The sequence below is a fragment of the Embleya sp. L77 genome (assembly GCF_055557415.1).
The window spans coordinates 4,015,768-4,029,543 of sequence record NZ_CM145709.1 but is presented as its reverse complement, the minus strand read 5'-3'; the positions used below and the strand labels follow the sequence as shown (position 1 = coordinate 4,029,543).

Sequence of the window (13,776 nt, the reverse complement as noted above, 5' to 3'; positions counted from 1 at the left end):
GAAGGTGCATCCCCGGCCTGTTCGAGGCGTCAGATGCGGGATACGACCGGGCAGGTGCCCGGCGCGGCTCCCTCGTCGATGGGCCTACTGCGGTTGTACGGGTCCACCGTTGCCGGGGCGCCGGTGGGCGCGGCGGTGGTGGGCGGACCGGTGGATATGCGGTCCGCCGGGAACTGTGGACGCACGAAGCCGTCCATCCGGGTGCACGAACTGTTCGAGATCGCGTAGTCGAACCTCGCCATGGCGATCCGACCACGCGCGGTCGACCGGTAGCGAGGCCCCCGGTAGACCTTGGTGTCCACTACCCGGCGAACCACCGAGCGGGTGACGCTCGCACCGGCTCCGCTGCCGGTCTTGGCCACCGGGTAGACGAACGAGTAGTCGGTGTGCACCGTCAGCATGCCCTCGCGGTCGGTGTCGTAGCTCGTGATCCCGTTGACCTTGACCACCGAGCCGACCGGCTCGACGTCCTTGGGGTCGAACCTGGTCATCCACGCCTTCGGGTTGTCCCCGTCCGCATCCCACCGGGTCGCGGTCACCGAATTCTCGATCCGGGCGACGAGCTCGTCGGACGGATCCAGCAGGGCGAGCACGCCGGCCGGGCGGGCACCGGTGAGCACGTCGCGGTCCAGGTTGCCCGCGATCAGCAACCGGCGGGTCAGGTCCAGGGCCTCGGCGACCTCGGCGACGGAATACCCGGGCACGGCCTTGGCCTCGGGCATGGACAGACCCGCTTCGTTGTCCGCGTAGTCGATCGCCGGCGACCCGGCGAACGGGTTCTCCCGGGTCGGCATCTCCGCGTCCACGCCCCGCCGTTCCGCCGCCACCGACGGCACGGAGGTGGCGACCCCGGCCACCGGCGGCTGCACCATCGGGTCGTCCGCGGTGGCCGTGTTCGATGCGGTGAACCAGCCGAACACCCGGTCCGGAGCGGCTGCGAAGGCCACCAGGGCGAGCACCGCAACGGTCACCACGGCCGCCTTGAGCCGAGGCCGGCGCCTGCGCACCCTGGGCCCATCGGACCGCCAAGGCTGCTGCTGCGGCGGCTCGTTCGCCCACTGGCGGGCCAACATCCGTGCTCGCGCGGAGCCTTCCGTCCGGGTCGCGCCCTTGACGAAATCCTCGTCGAACACGTACCCGGCGAACGGGTCGTTCGCATCGTCCCCACCCGACGGATCACCCGACGGACCACCCGACTGTTCATCCACCCGGTCGCGGCCATCGCCTGCGTCCCGGTCCCCCCGATTCTTGGACACGCGGGAAGGGTATCCACCCCAACCGACAGTCCGGTCGCCGCCGGCAACACATCACGTTCCCGGGCGCAACGCGTCGGCTCGACGGCACGATCCGTTTCCGTCTCATGGGATTGGTCGTCCCCCGGCGAAAGGCGGGTGTTGCCTGCGGGAGAGGCGCCGGCAACGGCGCGGAGGGGTGGGCGGCCCGGTGAGGTTCGCCGGGGACCTTCCCGAGTGGGCCGGGGTGTTTTTGGCATGCGGCGCGTCTCGGTCGGGTCGGGTCCGGGTGGCTCTGTGCTAACCGGTCGGCGTGGACCGGCGGAGGTCAGCCCGGTGCCAGGGTCACCGGCGGTCAGGAGCCCTGGGTCCCCCGGCGAGACACGGGCGTTGCTCGCCGGAAAGGCGCTGGCAACGGCGGAGCGGGAGAGCGGCCCGGTCAGGTCCGCCGGGGAACCTTCCCGAGTGGGTCGGGCCATTTCGGCGTGCGGTGCGCCTTGGCCGGGTCGGGCGCGGGTGGCTTTGTGCTCACCGGTCGGCGTGGACCGGCGGAGATCAGCCCGGTCCCACGGTCACCGGCGGTCAGGAGCCCTGGGCTCCCCGGCGACACACGGGTGTCGCCTGCGGAGAAAAGCGCTGGCAACGGCGGAGCGGGTGGGTGCTTTCGTCAGGTCCGCCGGGGGGCCTTCCCGGGTGGGTCGGGTGTTCTCGGCCGGCGGTCGCGCTTGGGTGGGCAGCGGGTGGCTTTGTGCTCACCGGTCGGCGTGGACCGGCGGAGGTCAGCCCGGTGCCAGGGTCACCGGCGGTCAGGAGCCCTGGGTTTCCCGGCGAGAGGCGGGTGTTGCCTGCGGGAAAGGCGCTGGCAACGGCGGAGCGGGTGGGTGCTTTCGTCAGGTCCGCCGGGGGGCCTTCCCGAGTGGGTCGGGCGTTCTCGGCCGGCGGTCGCGCTTGGGTGGGCAGCGGGTGGCTTTGTGCTCACCGGTCGGCGTGGACCGGCGGAGATCAGCCCGGTCCCACGGTCACCGGCGGTCAGGAGCCCTGGATCCCCCGGCGAGACACATGCCTCGCCTGCGGAGAAAAGCGCTGGCAACGGCGGAGCGGGAGGGCGGCCCGACAAGGCTCGCCGGGGGACCTTCCCGAGTGGGCCGGGTGTTCTCGGCCGGCGGTCGCGCTTGGGTGGGCAGCGGGTGGCTTTGTGCTCACCGGTCGGCGTGGACCGGCGGAGATCGGCCCGGTGCCAGGGTCACCGGCGGTCAGGAGCCCTGGGTTTCCCGGCGAGAGGCGGGTGTTGCCTGCGGAGAAAAGCGCTGGCAACGGCGCGGAGGGTGGGTGGCCCGGTCAGGTCCGCCGGGGGACCTTCCTGAGTGGGTTGGGTGTTTTCGGCGGGCGGAGGTGTTGTGTGGCGAAGGGACAAGCGGGGCCGCGCGCGTGGGCGGTTTTGGTCGCCGGAGTGCGAAACCCGGCCCGCGACAGGCGCTTTCGCCGTCCTGTCGCGCAAAACCGCAGGTCGGAGAGAATCGGTGCGCCAGGAGCGGTTCCGCGATCCGGATCGAGACCCTCCCGGTCCCCTGGGAGCGTCTCCACCCGGCGGATCTTCCGAAGGGTTCGCCGGGGGACGTTCCCGGGTGGGTCGGGCCGTTTCGGTGGGCGTTTCGGGTCGGGTCGGCCGGGAGGAAACCCCTCCGGGGGCTTCGCGGGTCTCCATCCGGATCCCGAGACGCATTCGAGCCCGCGACCTTTCGCCGACCTGCGGTTTTGTATCACCGGCCGGTGAAAGCGCATGCCGCGGGCGGGATTTCGCACTCCGGCGACCGAAACCGCCCACTCCCCGCCCCACTTCCCCACGCCCTCGCCACCGAACGCCCACCGCACGCCGAAAACACCCGGCCCACTCGGGAAGGCTCCCCGGCGGACCTGACGGCAGTGCCCTCCCGCTCCGCCGTTGCCAGCGCTTTTCTCCGCAGGCGAGGCATGTGTCTCGCCGGGGGATCCAGGGCTCCTGACCGCCGGTGACCGTGGGACCGGGCTGATCTCCGCCGGTCCACGCCGACCGGTGAGCACAAAGCCACCCGCGCCCGACCCGACCAAGACGCACCGCACGCCGAAACGGCCCGGCCCACTCGGGAAGGTTCCCCGGCGGACCTGACCGGGCCGCTCTCCCGCTCCGCCGTTGCCAGCGCCTTTCCGGCGAGCAACGCCCGTGTCTCGCCGGGGGACCCAGGGCTCCTGACCGCCGGTGACCCTGGCACCGGGCTGACCTCCGCCGGTCCACGCCGACCGGTGAGCACAAAGCCACCCGCTGCCCACCCAAGCGCGACCGCCGGCCGAGAACGCCCGACCCACTCGGGAAGGCCCCCCGGCGGACCTGACGAAAGCACCCACCCGCTCCGCCGTTGCCAGCGCTTTTCTCCGCAGGCAACACCCGCCTCTCGCCGGGAAACCCAGGGCTCCTGACCGCCGGTGACCCTGGCACCGGGCCGATCTCCGCCGGTCCACGCCGACCGGTGAGCACAAAGCCACCCGCTGCCCACCCAAGCGCGACCGCCGGCCGAGAACACCCGGCCCACTCGGGAAGGTCCCCCGGCGAACCTCACCGGGCCGCCCACCCCTCCTCGCCGTTGCCGGCGCCTTTCCGGCAAGCAACGCCCGCGTGTCGCCGGGGAGCCCAGGGCTCCTGACCGCCGGTGACCGTGGGACCGGGCTGATCTCCACCAGACCACGCCGACCGGTTAGCACAAAGCCACCCGCACCCAAGCCCACCAAACCCGCACGCAGCCGGAAACGCGAACGCACCCCGACTCGAGACGCACCGCACACCGCACACCGCGCACCGCGCATCGCACATCGCGCACCGCGCACCGCGCACCGCGCACCGCGGCCGTCGAGGTTGGCGTCCTTGACTTCGAGTTCACTCCAACTCGTAGGGTCCCGATCATGAACAACGCGCCCGACACCGCCACCATCGCCCAGGACAACCGCTACGAGCGCGGTCTCGCCGTGCTGCGGCAGGTCGCCGGCACCGATCGGCCCGCCGTGCTCGAAAGCCTCGCCGACATCGCTCCCGATCTGGCGCGGTACACCGTCGAGTTCGGCTATGGCGACATCTACTCGCGCCCCGGACTCACGCTTCGCCAGCGGCAGTTGGCCAACGTCGCGGCCCTGGCCGCGATCGGGCACGCAGCGCCGCAGCTGCGTTTCCACCTGGCCGGCGCGCTCAACGTCGGCTGTACTCGGCGCGAGATCGTGGAGACCCTGATCCACGTCTGCCTGTATGCCGGTTTCCCTGCCGCGCTCAACGGCCTGACTGTGGCGCGCGACGTCTTCGAGGCCCATCCGGCGGCGGCCGAGGCCACGCCGGACGAGGTTCCCGCGCCGGCACCGGCGGAGACCACTGCCGAGCGTTACCGCCGCGGCCTGGCCGCGCTCACCGAGATCGACGGCCACGCCGGCGAACAGGTCATCGCATCGCTTCGGGACATCGCCCCGGACCTGGGCCGCTACGTGCTCGAGTTCGCCTTCGGCGACGTGTACTCGCGCACCGGCCTGGACCTGAAGACCAGCGAACTCGCCACGGTCGCGCTGTGCACCGCGCTCGGCACGGTCGCGCCGCAGCTCGCGGTGCACATCCACGCCCTGCTCAACGTCGGCGGCACCGAGGAGGAGGTGGTCGAGACGATCACCCAGATGGTCGGCTACGCGGGCTTCCCCGCCGCGCTGAACGGCATCACCGTCGCCCGCGCGGTGTTCGCCGAGCGGGCGACGGCCGACTCGGCGGCCTAGTTCGTGTCCGCCGCGCCGTCCTGCGGCAGCATGTACACGTCGCGGCCCTCCCGGTCCACGAACGCGTCGCTTGCCCGGAAACCGACCCGGCGGGCCAGGGTCAGGGACGGCACGTTGGCCGCGTCGATCACCGCGACGATCGGCATCGTCGGGAGCGTCCGGCGGGCCAGGTCGAGGGTGGCGTCCACCGCCTCGCGGGCCAGGCCCCGGCCCCACGCGATCGGCGCGAAACGGTAGTAGAGGTTGAACACCGGTATGCCGTCCGGTCGCAGCCGCCGGGTCAGCTGCGTCCCGGCGAAGCCGAACACCCCGGCCGGATCCGCACGCGGTGCGACCGCGCAGTAGCCGATCCCGTCCCGTTCCCAGTCCTCGATCATCGAGTCGAGGAACGCGACCCCCTCCTCGGCCGACCGCATCGGTCCGTGCGGGTTGTACCGGTTGGTCTCCGGATCCCCGTGCACCGCGAACACCGCCGCCGCGTCCTCGGGGTGGGGCCTGGTCAGAACCAGTCGTGCGGTCTCGACGACCGTGATACGAGGTGCCACGCGCATACCGTTCGGATCGGTTGGGTTTGGTTGTGATTGGTTCGGGTTCGATCTGCTTCGTAGATGTCGATCACCGAGCTCGCCGAGCCTACTGAACGCCCGGACACGGCCGCCCCGGGGCGGCCGGCCGGTGGGCGGCCGGTGGCCGGCCGTGCCGCTACGCATGAAGCTCGACCCGCCAGTCGTTCCAGACGATGGGGTTGCCCGCCGGGTATTCGAAGTCGCAGCGCCCGAGCAGGGTGAATCCGGCCTTTCGGCAGACGGCATTCGAGGCCGGGTGATCGACTTTGGGGTATGCGTGCAGGCAGCGGTGCCGTCGCTCGGCCCGCGCCGCCTCGATCACCGCACGCGCGGCGGTGACCGCGAACCCGCGGCCCTGCTGTTCCAGCACGATGCCCCACCCGGTCTCGTACACCGTCTCGCCGTGCCACCGCGTCTCCCAGAAGCCGAGGCCGCCGACGGGCGACTCGCCGAGGGACGGCAACACGCGGTACATCCGCCCGGTACCGCGAGCATGATCAGCGTCGCGTGCGCGGCCAGGAAGGCCGGATACAGGCGGGCCACCAGGTAGGCGCCGGCGGCGACCATGGTGGCCGCGTGGATCGGCGCGGACACCGGCAGGGTCGGGCCAGCCATCACCCGACACCGACATGTGCCTCCCGCCCCGTTCAGACCTGGTAGCGGTTCGGGGCGAAGGAGTCGGGGTTGGCCTCGATCCAGGCGGAGGTGCGGCGCAGGCCCTCGGAGAGGTCGACGCGGGGCCTCCAGCCGGCGAGTTCGCGGGCCTTGGTGTTGTCGGAGAGCAGGCGTTCGACCTCGCTGCCGGTCGGGCGCAGGCGGGTGGGATCGACCACGATCTCCGCGTCCCGGCCGGAGGCCACGATCAGTGCCCGGGCCAGTTCGCCGATCGAGACCTCGGTGCCGGTGCCCAGGTTGATCACCTCGCCCAGCGTGGCGTCGGCGAGCGCGACCGCCAGGAAACCCTCGGCGGTGTCGGTCGCGTAGGTGAAGTCCCGGGTCGGGGTGAGCGAGCCGAGCCGGACTTCGCGAGCGCCCGCGTGCAACTGGGCCAGGATGGTCGGGATCACCGCGCGCGCCGACTGGCGCGGGCCGTAGGTGTTGAACGGCCGTACCACCGACACCGGCAGGTCGAACGCGTGCCGGTAGGAGAGCGCCATCATGTCCGCGCCGATCTTCGAGGCGGAGTAGGGCGATTGCGGCTGGAGCGGGTGGCTCTCGGTGATGGGTGCGGTGATCGCGGTGCCGTACACCTCGCTCGTGGAGGTGTGCACGAGCCGGGCGCCGTGCCGCACGCAGGCCGCGGCCACGTTCTGCGTGCCGACCACGTTGGTCTGCACGTACGCCTCCGGCGCCTGATAGCTGTACGGGATCCCGATCAGCGCGGCCAGGTGGAAGACCGTGTCGCAGCCCGCGACCGCGTCCAGCACCCGGTGTGCGTCGCGGACGTCGCCGGCGAGCATCTCGACCCGGTCGTCGGCGAGATGCTCGGCGAGATGGCCGCGTTCGGCGTACGGCTTGTAGTGCACCAGCGCGCGCACCCGGGCGCCGCGTTCGATCAGCAGGTCGACGAGCGTGCTGCCGATGAAGCCCTCCGCGCCGGTGACCAGCACGGTACGGCCGGTCCAGTCGGCCGGGGTACTGCCCGAGGTGTTCGGGGCGGGGGTGGTGGTCATGGTGGTCATGCGATCCTCCGGGATGCGTCGGTGGGTTCGGCGACCGCACGCGCGGTGCGGCCGATCGTGCGCAGCACCTTGGTGGCGAGCCGGTCCGCGGCGTGCGTGTGTGCGCCCGGCTCGCTCGCCCGGGCCATCGCGGCGAGCCGCAACGGGTCGGCGAGCAGCGGTTCGAGCAGGGTGGCCAGGTGGTCGCCGGTGCAGGCGGCATCCGGTACGAGCAGCCCCGCGCCGGTGTCGGAGAGCACCCGGGCGTTGTGCGTCTGGTGGTCGTGCGGGGCGTGCGGGTAGGGCACCAGTACTGCGGGCAGCCCGATCGTGGCCAGTTCCGCGACGGTGGCCGAACCCGCCCTGCAGACCACCAGGTCGGCGGCGGCGTAGGCGAGGTCCATCCGGTCCAGGTAGGCGACCGCCTCAGCCACCGGGCTGCCCGCCAGCTCGGCCCTGACGGCCTCGAACGCGGCCGGACCGGTCTTGATCAGCAGCCGGACGTCGTTGCGCCCGCGCCAGCGGCCGGCCAGCGCGACCGCGGCCTCGGTCAGCCGGGTCGCACCCAGGCTGCCGCCGTTGACCAGGACCAGCCGTGCCCCGCGCGGCACCCCGAGCCGGGCCCGCGCCTGCGGGCGCAGCGCGGTCCGGTCCAGCCCGGCCAACGCGCCGACCAGCGGCATGCCGACGGTCTCGGCCCGCACGCCGGCCGGCAGGTGCTCGCGGGTGCGGTCGAAGGCGAGGGCGACGTGCGGGGTCAGCCGGGCGGCGAACCGGTTGGCCCGCCCCGGCACCGCATTGGACTCGTGCACCACGCTCGGCAGACCGGCGAGACGGGCGCCGACGATCGCCGGCGCGCTGGGATAGCCGCCCATCCCGACCGCAATCTGCGCACCCTGTGCCCGCAGGATCTCCCGGCACCGCACCCCGGACCGCAGCAGCGCCGCCGGCAGCAGATAGCGGCGCGCACCCAGCGCGGCGTCGAAGGGGATCATGTCCACGGTGTGCAGCCGGTATCCCGCCGCCGGGATCAGCCGGGTCTCCAGACCGCGATCGGTGCCCACGAACGAGATCACCGCTCTCGGATCGGCGCGCCGCAACGCGTCCGCCAGGGCCAGCCCCGGATAGATGTGACCGCCGGTGCCGCCGGCCCCGATCAGCACCGAGAGCGGCCGGTCGCCGAGCACGTCGTCGAGGTGTTCCGCATGTCCTGAGCGCATGACACCGAAGCCTCGGGGCCCGGGATAAGAGAGTTCTAAGCGTCCCTTTTGAGAACCTTGGCCGCATGAGCAACGGGCCGAAGGTGCTGGTCGTGGACGACGACCCGGAAGTGCGTGCCGCCGTCGAGGACGGCCTCGCCGTCGAGGGGTACCGCGTGCGCGGCGCCGCCGACGGCCCGACGGCCCTGAGCGAGGTGGCCGGCTGGCAGCCCGACGCGATCGTGCTCGACATCCTGATGCCGGTCCTGGACGGCCTCGCGGTATGCCGTCGGTTGCGTGCGCTCGGCGACCGCACGCCGATCCTGGTGCTCACCGCGCGCGATTCGGTCAGCGACCGGGTGGACGGGCTGGACGCGGGCGCCGACGACTACCTGGTCAAGCCGTTCGCGCTGGACGAGCTGACCGCCCGGCTGCGTGCGCTGCTGCGCCGAGCCGCCCCCGAACCCGCCGAGGACCGCACCTACACCTATGGCGACCTGACCGTGGACCCGCTCACCCGCACCGGCCGCCGGGGCGGTCGTGCGCTGGAGTTCTCCCGTACCGAGTTCGCGCTTTTGGAACTGCTGCTCCGGCACCGGGGCCAAGTGCTCCCGCGCGAGGTGATCATGGACCGGGTGTGGGGTGCGGACTTCGGCCCCGACTCCAACTCGCTCGCGGTCTACATCGGTTACCTGCGCCGCAAGCTCGACGCGGGCGGCGAACCGCGGCTGGTGCACACCGTGCACGGTGTCGGCTACCGACTCGACCGCGATCCGGACCGGGCATGAGGGCGCACGCGCGGTGGCGCCGGCGCCGCCCGCTGCGCACCCGCCTCGCGCTCGCCTGCACCGGCGCGGTGGCCCTGGTCGCCCTCGGGGTGTGCGCGGCGGCGTACACGATCATCCGGTACGAACTGGTCCACCAGCTCGAACTGAACCTGACCCAGCAGGCCACCCAGGTGCAGCTCCGGAATCGAAGCGACCCGCCGGGGGTGCTCCAGGGCGAATGCGCCTACCTGTCCGCACCGCCGTGCACCCAGATCGTGCCGGCCGACCCCGGGGCGGACCCCGCGACGCCGTACCTGCTGCCGGTGGAGCCGGCCACGCGCGAGGTGGCGGCGCGCGAGCGCCGGGCGTTCTATACCAAGATCACCGTCGGCGGCCGACCGGCCCGGATGTTGACCACCCAGGGCGGCCCGGGCCGGGCGGTCCAGGTGGCGCTGCGCTCGGACGTCGTGGACAAGGGCGTCCGACAGGCGGGTGAGCTGATGGCGGCGGTCGCGGCGGCGGGCGTGCTGCTCGCGGCCGGGCTGGGCTACGCGGTGGCCCGGTCCGGCCTGGCCCCGGTCGCCCGGCTGACCACGACCGCGAAGCAGATCGCGGCGACCCGGGACGCGAGCCTGCGGATCGACGTGCCGCCGGGCCGCCGGGAGGACGAACTGACCAGTCTGGCCGGGAGTTTCAACGCGATGCTCGGCGAGCTGGAGGAGTCGGTGAGCGCCCGGCGCCGACTGGTCGCGGACGCCTCGCACGAGCTGCGCACCCCGCTGACCGCACTCCGCACCAATGCCGAACTGCTCGGCCGTGCCGACCGGTTGACCACGGAGCAGCGCGACCGCGCGAGCGCCGGACTGCAACGGCAGCTGCGCGAGGTGACCGGCCTGGTGAACGACCTGATCGAACTGGCCCGGGACGAGGAGCCGCAGCCGCTGGTCGAGCAGGTTCGCCCCGGCGCCCTGGTCGGGCACTGCGTCGCGGCGGCGCGGGGCCATTGGCCCGCGGTGGCCTTCGAGTTCGCCGACCTCGCGGGCGAACGGACCGTCCCGGGGGTGCCCGCCCGGCTGGCCCGCCTGGTGTCGAACCTGCTCGACAACGCGGCCAAGTTCAGCCCACCCGGCGGCCCGGTCGAGGTGCGGCTCGCCGCCGACCTCGAACTCACCGTGCGCGACCACGGCCCCGGCATCGCGGCCGAGGATCTGCCGTACGTCTTCGACCGCTTCTACCGTGCCTCCGCGGCGCGTTCGCTGCCCGGCTCCGGGCTCGGGCTGGCGATGGCCCGGCAGATCGCCAAGGCACACGGCGCCACGCTCACCGCGGAGCAGGCGCCCGGCGGCGGCGCCCTGTTCCGGCTGCGGTTCGCCGCCGCACCCTTGGGTGCGAGGTCGCCGAACTCCGGATAGCCGCCGCACGCCGCACGCGTGGGACCGGACCATGCGTGCGCGGCCCGGCTCACCGAGCGCGAGGCGGACGCCCGGCGGGGCCCACCCGAGCACTCAGACGCGGTCCGCGATCAGGTGCCGCGAGCCGTCGATGCCCACGCCCTCGCGCCGCAGCGCGCGGGCGCGGTGTTCGCGCGGGCTCATTCCCCGGACCCGCTTGAAGGCCGTGCTGAGCGCGAACGCGTCGCCGTAGCCCACCTTCTCCGCGACCTTGCCGACCGTGGCATTCGGGTCGCACAGCAGGTCCGCGGCCAGTGCGAGGCGCCAGCCGGTGAGGAAGGCCATCGGCGGTTCGCCGATCAACTCGGCGAACCGGCGGGCCAGCGAGGCCCGGGAGACCCCCGCCTCGGCGGCCAGCGACGCGACCGTCCACGGTTGTTCGGGGTTGTTGTAGATCAGGCTCAGCACGTGTCCGACCACGGGATCGCGGTAACCGCGGTACCAGCCCGGCGCATCCGTGCCCGATCGGGCGAACCACGTGCGCAGCATGGCGATCAGCAGCAGGTCCAACAGCCGGTCCAGGACCGCGTCCTGCCCGGGCCCGTCCTTGACGATCTCGTCGGCCAGCAGCGGGATCACCGGGAAGTCCCCCTCGCTGTGGCGCACCACCGCGAGCGTGGGCAGCGCCTCCAGCAGCGAGCGGCTGACCTCGCCGGCCATCTGGTACGTCCCGGTCAACATGATCGTCTCGGCGTTCGCGCTGTTGCCCCAGGTCCGCACGCCCAGCGCCATCTCCTTGGCCAGGTCCCGCCCGTCCGGGGTCGAGCAGCGCTGGCCCGGATGGATGATGATCTGCGGCTGTGAACCCGGGTCGTCGGAGATCCGGTAGTGGTCGGGACCGCGCACGATCGCCACGTCGCCGGCGGTCAGGCGTAGGGCCTCGCCCCGATCCAACGCGATCCACGCATGGCCGCGCACCATCGACACGATCGTCAGCGGCGCCTCGTCGTGGATGCGCATGGACCACGGCGGACTCAGCATCGAACGGAGCAGGAAGGCGCCTTGCGCCCGAGGTCCGTTGAGCAGACTCGCGAGAGCATCCATGCCGGAACCTTAGACGATCAAACATGTAATTGGGCGTTTGAGCGATGTTCAGTCTCACTGCGGGGACATTGAATAGAGCCATGACAACGAACGAGCAGAACCCCGCGAACACCACCGGCAACACCGACACCACCACGCTGGTCCTGGGCGGGAACGGGAAGACCGGCCGGCGGATCGCCGAGAAGCTCACCGGGCTGGGCCGTGCGGTTCGGCTCGGCTCCCGGTCGGCGTCCATCCCGTTCGACTGGGCGGACCGCACCACCTGGGCCCCGGCGCTGCGCGGCATCGACAGCGTGTACGTCTCCTTCCAGCCCGACATCGCCGCGCCCGGCGGTGCGGACACGGTCGGCGCGTTCGCCGACCTCGCCGTCGAGAGCGGGGTGCGACACCTGGTCCTGCTGTCCGGCCGCGGCGAGCCCGAGGCGCAGGACGCCGAGGCCCGGGTGCGCGCCTCCGGCGCCGAGTGGACGATCGTCCGGGCCTCCTTCTTCGCGCAGAACTTCGACGAGGGCGAGTTCCTCGGCCCGATCCTGGACGGCGAGGTCGCTCTTCCGGTCGGCGACGTGGGCGAACCCTTCATCGACGTGGACGACATCGCCGACGTCGCGGTCGCCGCGCTCACCGAGGACGGGCACTTCGGCCAGGTATACGAGGTGACCGGTCCGCGGCTGCTCACCTTCGCCGACGCGATCGCCGAGATCGCCCGTGCGTCGGGCCGGAAAATCACGTTCGTGCAGGTCCCGTTGGAGGCATACTCGGCGGTTCTGGCCGATCACGGGGTGCCCGCCGAGGTCATCGACCTGCTGGCCTTCCTGTTCGGCGAGGTCCTCGACGGGCGCAACGCACACGTCTGCGACGGTGTGCAGCGCGCGCTCGGCCGGGCACCCCGCGACTTCTCCGACTATGCACGCGACGCCGCCGCCCGCGGCGTCTGGAAGGTGTGACCATGAGCGGCCCCCTGTTCGTCCTGACGCTTGTTGCGGCCCTGGGCTGCGCATCCATGGGCGGAGTCTTCTTCGGCTTCTCCTCCTTCGTCATGGCAGGCCTCGGTCGGCTGCCGGCGGCTCAGGGGGCCGCGGCCATGCGTTCGATAAACGTCACGGCCGTGACCGCCCCCTTCATGGCCGGCCTGTTCGGTACCGCCCTGCTGTGCGTGGGCCTGGGCATCGCGGCGGTCGTCTCCTGGGGCGAGGCGTACGCGGTGTACCTGCTCGTCGGCGCCGTGCTCTACCTGGTCGGCACGATCATGCTCACCGGTGGCTACCACGTGCCCCGCAACAACGCGCTCGCCGCGGTCGAGCCGAATTCCGCCGCGGAGGAACGCCTCTGGGCCGGCTACCTCGCCGACTGGACCAGGGCGAACCACGTCCGCGCACTCTCCGGCATCGCGGCGGCGGCCTGCCTCGTCATGGCCCTGACCCGCTGACGACGCGCCACCACCGCCACCCGAGCACCCGACACTCCGCACCCGGCAACCGGCACCCAGTCACTCGAAAACGGGGATCCAGGCATGACCGAGCAGTCCACCATTTCGCACCCCACACCACGTCCCACCCGCACCGCCGCCGTACTGCTCGGCGCCACCCTGCTCACCACGGGCCTGGTCGCCGGGGTCTACTTCTGCTTCGCCGTCGCGATCATGCCCGGCCTGGCGGACGTCGACGACCGCACCTTCATCGACTTCCTCCAGCACGTCAACAAGCGGATCGAGAACCCGATCTTCTTCGCGTGCTTCTTCGGCGCCCCGATCCTCGGCGTGATCTCGATCGTCCGAACCCGCAAGCTCGGCCACACCGAGGCGAACCGCTGGATCATCGCCGGCGTGGCCCTCGCCTTCCTCGGCATGCTGATCACCATGGGCGGCAACATCCCGCTGAACAACAAGATCGAGGACGCCGGCAACCCCGCCGAGATCGCCGACCCCGCCAAGCTCCGCGACGACGTCGAAAACGCCTGGATCGCCTGGAACATCGCCCGCACCCTCGCCGCCACCGCCGCCCTGGCCACCCTCACCCGAGCCGTCCACATCCTCGCCCGCACCACACGCACCACCCGCACCTCCTGAAGAACCACTCC

Annotated in this window: 12 protein-coding genes; 6 read left to right on the top strand and 6 right to left on the bottom strand. The window is 72.2% G+C overall.

The genetic code is table 11. From position 1 onward, the window contains the following. Positions 1-29: 29 nt before the first annotated feature. The gene (locus ACZOOI_RS17255) at positions 30-1,256 is read right to left on the bottom strand and encodes an SCO2583/SCO2584 N-terminal domain-containing protein (protein WP_465276707.1); all 1,227 of its coding nucleotides are present in this window, start codon (positions 1,254-1,256) and stop codon (positions 30-32) included. Positions 1,257-4,166: 2,910 nt separating this feature from the next. Between ACZOOI_RS17255 and ACZOOI_RS17250 the strand changes: the two genes are divergently transcribed. After that, positions 4,167-5,012 (top strand): carboxymuconolactone decarboxylase family protein, encoded by an 846-nt coding sequence (locus ACZOOI_RS17250; protein WP_465276706.1) that lies wholly within the window; start codon positions 4,167-4,169, stop codon positions 5,010-5,012. Here ACZOOI_RS17250 and ACZOOI_RS17245 read toward each other — a convergent pair. The 4 genes from ACZOOI_RS17245 to ACZOOI_RS17230 all read right to left on the bottom strand — a co-directional run bounded on the left by ACZOOI_RS17245 (position 5,009) and on the right by ACZOOI_RS17230 (position 8,459). After that, positions 5,009-5,557: a GNAT family N-acetyltransferase gene (locus ACZOOI_RS17245; RefSeq protein ID WP_465276705.1), complete on the bottom strand. Its 549-nt coding sequence runs from the start codon at positions 5,555-5,557 to the stop codon at positions 5,009-5,011. The two genes, ACZOOI_RS17250 and ACZOOI_RS17245, sit on opposite strands and share 4 nt — an antisense overlap. A gap of 157 nt (positions 5,558-5,714) precedes the next feature. Further along, positions 5,715-6,044 carry a GNAT family N-acetyltransferase gene (locus ACZOOI_RS17240; RefSeq protein ID WP_465276704.1) on the bottom strand — a complete coding sequence of 110 codons (330 nt, stop codon included), beginning with the start codon at positions 6,042-6,044 and terminating at the stop codon, positions 5,715-5,717. A 181-nt stretch (positions 6,045-6,225) separates the two neighbouring features. Next, complete coding sequence (locus ACZOOI_RS17235; RefSeq protein ID WP_465281221.1) at positions 6,226-7,251, bottom strand: SDR family NAD(P)-dependent oxidoreductase; 1,026 nt, start codon at positions 7,249-7,251, stop codon at positions 6,226-6,228. Between the two features lie 5 nt (positions 7,252-7,256). After that, positions 7,257-8,459, bottom strand: coding sequence for a UDP-N-acetylglucosamine--N-acetylmuramyl-(pentapeptide) pyrophosphoryl-undecaprenol N-acetylglucosamine transferase (locus ACZOOI_RS17230; protein ID WP_465276703.1), 1,203 nt, complete (start codon positions 8,457-8,459; stop codon positions 7,257-7,259). A gap of 65 nt (positions 8,460-8,524) precedes the next feature. Here ACZOOI_RS17230 and ACZOOI_RS17225 point away from each other — a divergent pair, with 65 nt between their 5' ends. Continuing rightward, positions 8,525-9,226, top strand: a complete 702-nt coding sequence (locus ACZOOI_RS17225) for a response regulator transcription factor (protein WP_465276702.1) — start codon at positions 8,525-8,527, stop codon at positions 9,224-9,226. Continuing rightward, positions 9,223-10,617 (top strand): HAMP domain-containing sensor histidine kinase, encoded by a 1,395-nt coding sequence (locus tag ACZOOI_RS17220; protein ID WP_465276701.1) that lies wholly within the window; start codon positions 9,223-9,225, stop codon positions 10,615-10,617. Before ACZOOI_RS17225 ends, ACZOOI_RS17220 begins: the two co-directional genes overlap by 4 nt. 93 nt (positions 10,618-10,710) lie before the next feature. Here the strand turns inward: ACZOOI_RS17220 and ACZOOI_RS17215 are convergent, their stop codons facing one another. Next, a complete protein-coding gene (locus ACZOOI_RS17215) occupies positions 10,711-11,700 on the bottom strand; it encodes an AraC family transcriptional regulator (protein ID WP_465276700.1) in 990 nt (329 codons plus the stop codon). A gap of 80 nt (positions 11,701-11,780) precedes the next feature. On the opposite strand from ACZOOI_RS17215, the gene ACZOOI_RS17210 reads away from it, so the two are divergent. The 3 genes from ACZOOI_RS17210 (at position 11,781) to ACZOOI_RS17200 (ending at position 13,765) form a co-directional block, all read left to right on the top strand. Next, positions 11,781-12,644, top strand: a complete 864-nt coding sequence (locus ACZOOI_RS17210) for an NAD(P)H-binding protein (RefSeq protein ID WP_465276699.1) — start codon at positions 11,781-11,783, stop codon at positions 12,642-12,644. A 2-nt stretch (positions 12,645-12,646) separates the two neighbouring features. Next, positions 12,647-13,126, top strand: coding sequence for an anthrone oxygenase family protein (locus ACZOOI_RS17205; RefSeq protein ID WP_465276698.1), 480 nt, complete (start codon positions 12,647-12,649; stop codon positions 13,124-13,126). Between the two features lie 84 nt (positions 13,127-13,210). Next, positions 13,211-13,765, top strand: a complete 555-nt coding sequence (locus tag ACZOOI_RS17200) for an anthrone oxygenase family protein (protein WP_465276697.1) — start codon at positions 13,211-13,213, stop codon at positions 13,763-13,765. Positions 13,766-13,776: the final 11 nt, after the last annotated feature.

What these genes read in the sequence shown, in the direction of transcription:
- ACZOOI_RS17220 (WP_465276701.1), top strand. Translation starts at nt 9,223, where the DNA reads ATGAGGGCGCACGCGCGGTGGCGCCGGCGCCGCCCGCTGCGCACCCGC.
- ACZOOI_RS17225 (WP_465276702.1), top strand. Translation starts at nt 8,525, where the DNA reads ATGAGCAACGGGCCGAAGGTGCTGGTCGTGGACGACGACCCGGAAGTG.
- ACZOOI_RS17230 (WP_465276703.1), bottom strand. Translation starts at nt 8,459, where the DNA reads ATGCGCTCAGGACATGCGGAACACCTCGACGACGTGCTCGGCGACCGG.
- ACZOOI_RS17235 (WP_465281221.1), bottom strand. Translation starts at nt 7,251, where the DNA reads ATGACCACCACCCCCGCCCCGAACACCTCGGGCAGTACCCCGGCCGAC.
- ACZOOI_RS17215 (WP_465276700.1), bottom strand. Translation starts at nt 11,700, where the DNA reads ATGGATGCTCTCGCGAGTCTGCTCAACGGACCTCGGGCGCAAGGCGCC.
- ACZOOI_RS17205 (WP_465276698.1), top strand. Translation starts at nt 12,647, where the DNA reads ATGAGCGGCCCCCTGTTCGTCCTGACGCTTGTTGCGGCCCTGGGCTGC.
- ACZOOI_RS17210 (WP_465276699.1), top strand. Translation starts at nt 11,781, where the DNA reads ATGACAACGAACGAGCAGAACCCCGCGAACACCACCGGCAACACCGAC.
- ACZOOI_RS17250 (WP_465276706.1), top strand. Translation starts at nt 4,167, where the DNA reads ATGAACAACGCGCCCGACACCGCCACCATCGCCCAGGACAACCGCTAC.
- ACZOOI_RS17200 (WP_465276697.1), top strand. Translation starts at nt 13,211, where the DNA reads ATGACCGAGCAGTCCACCATTTCGCACCCCACACCACGTCCCACCCGC.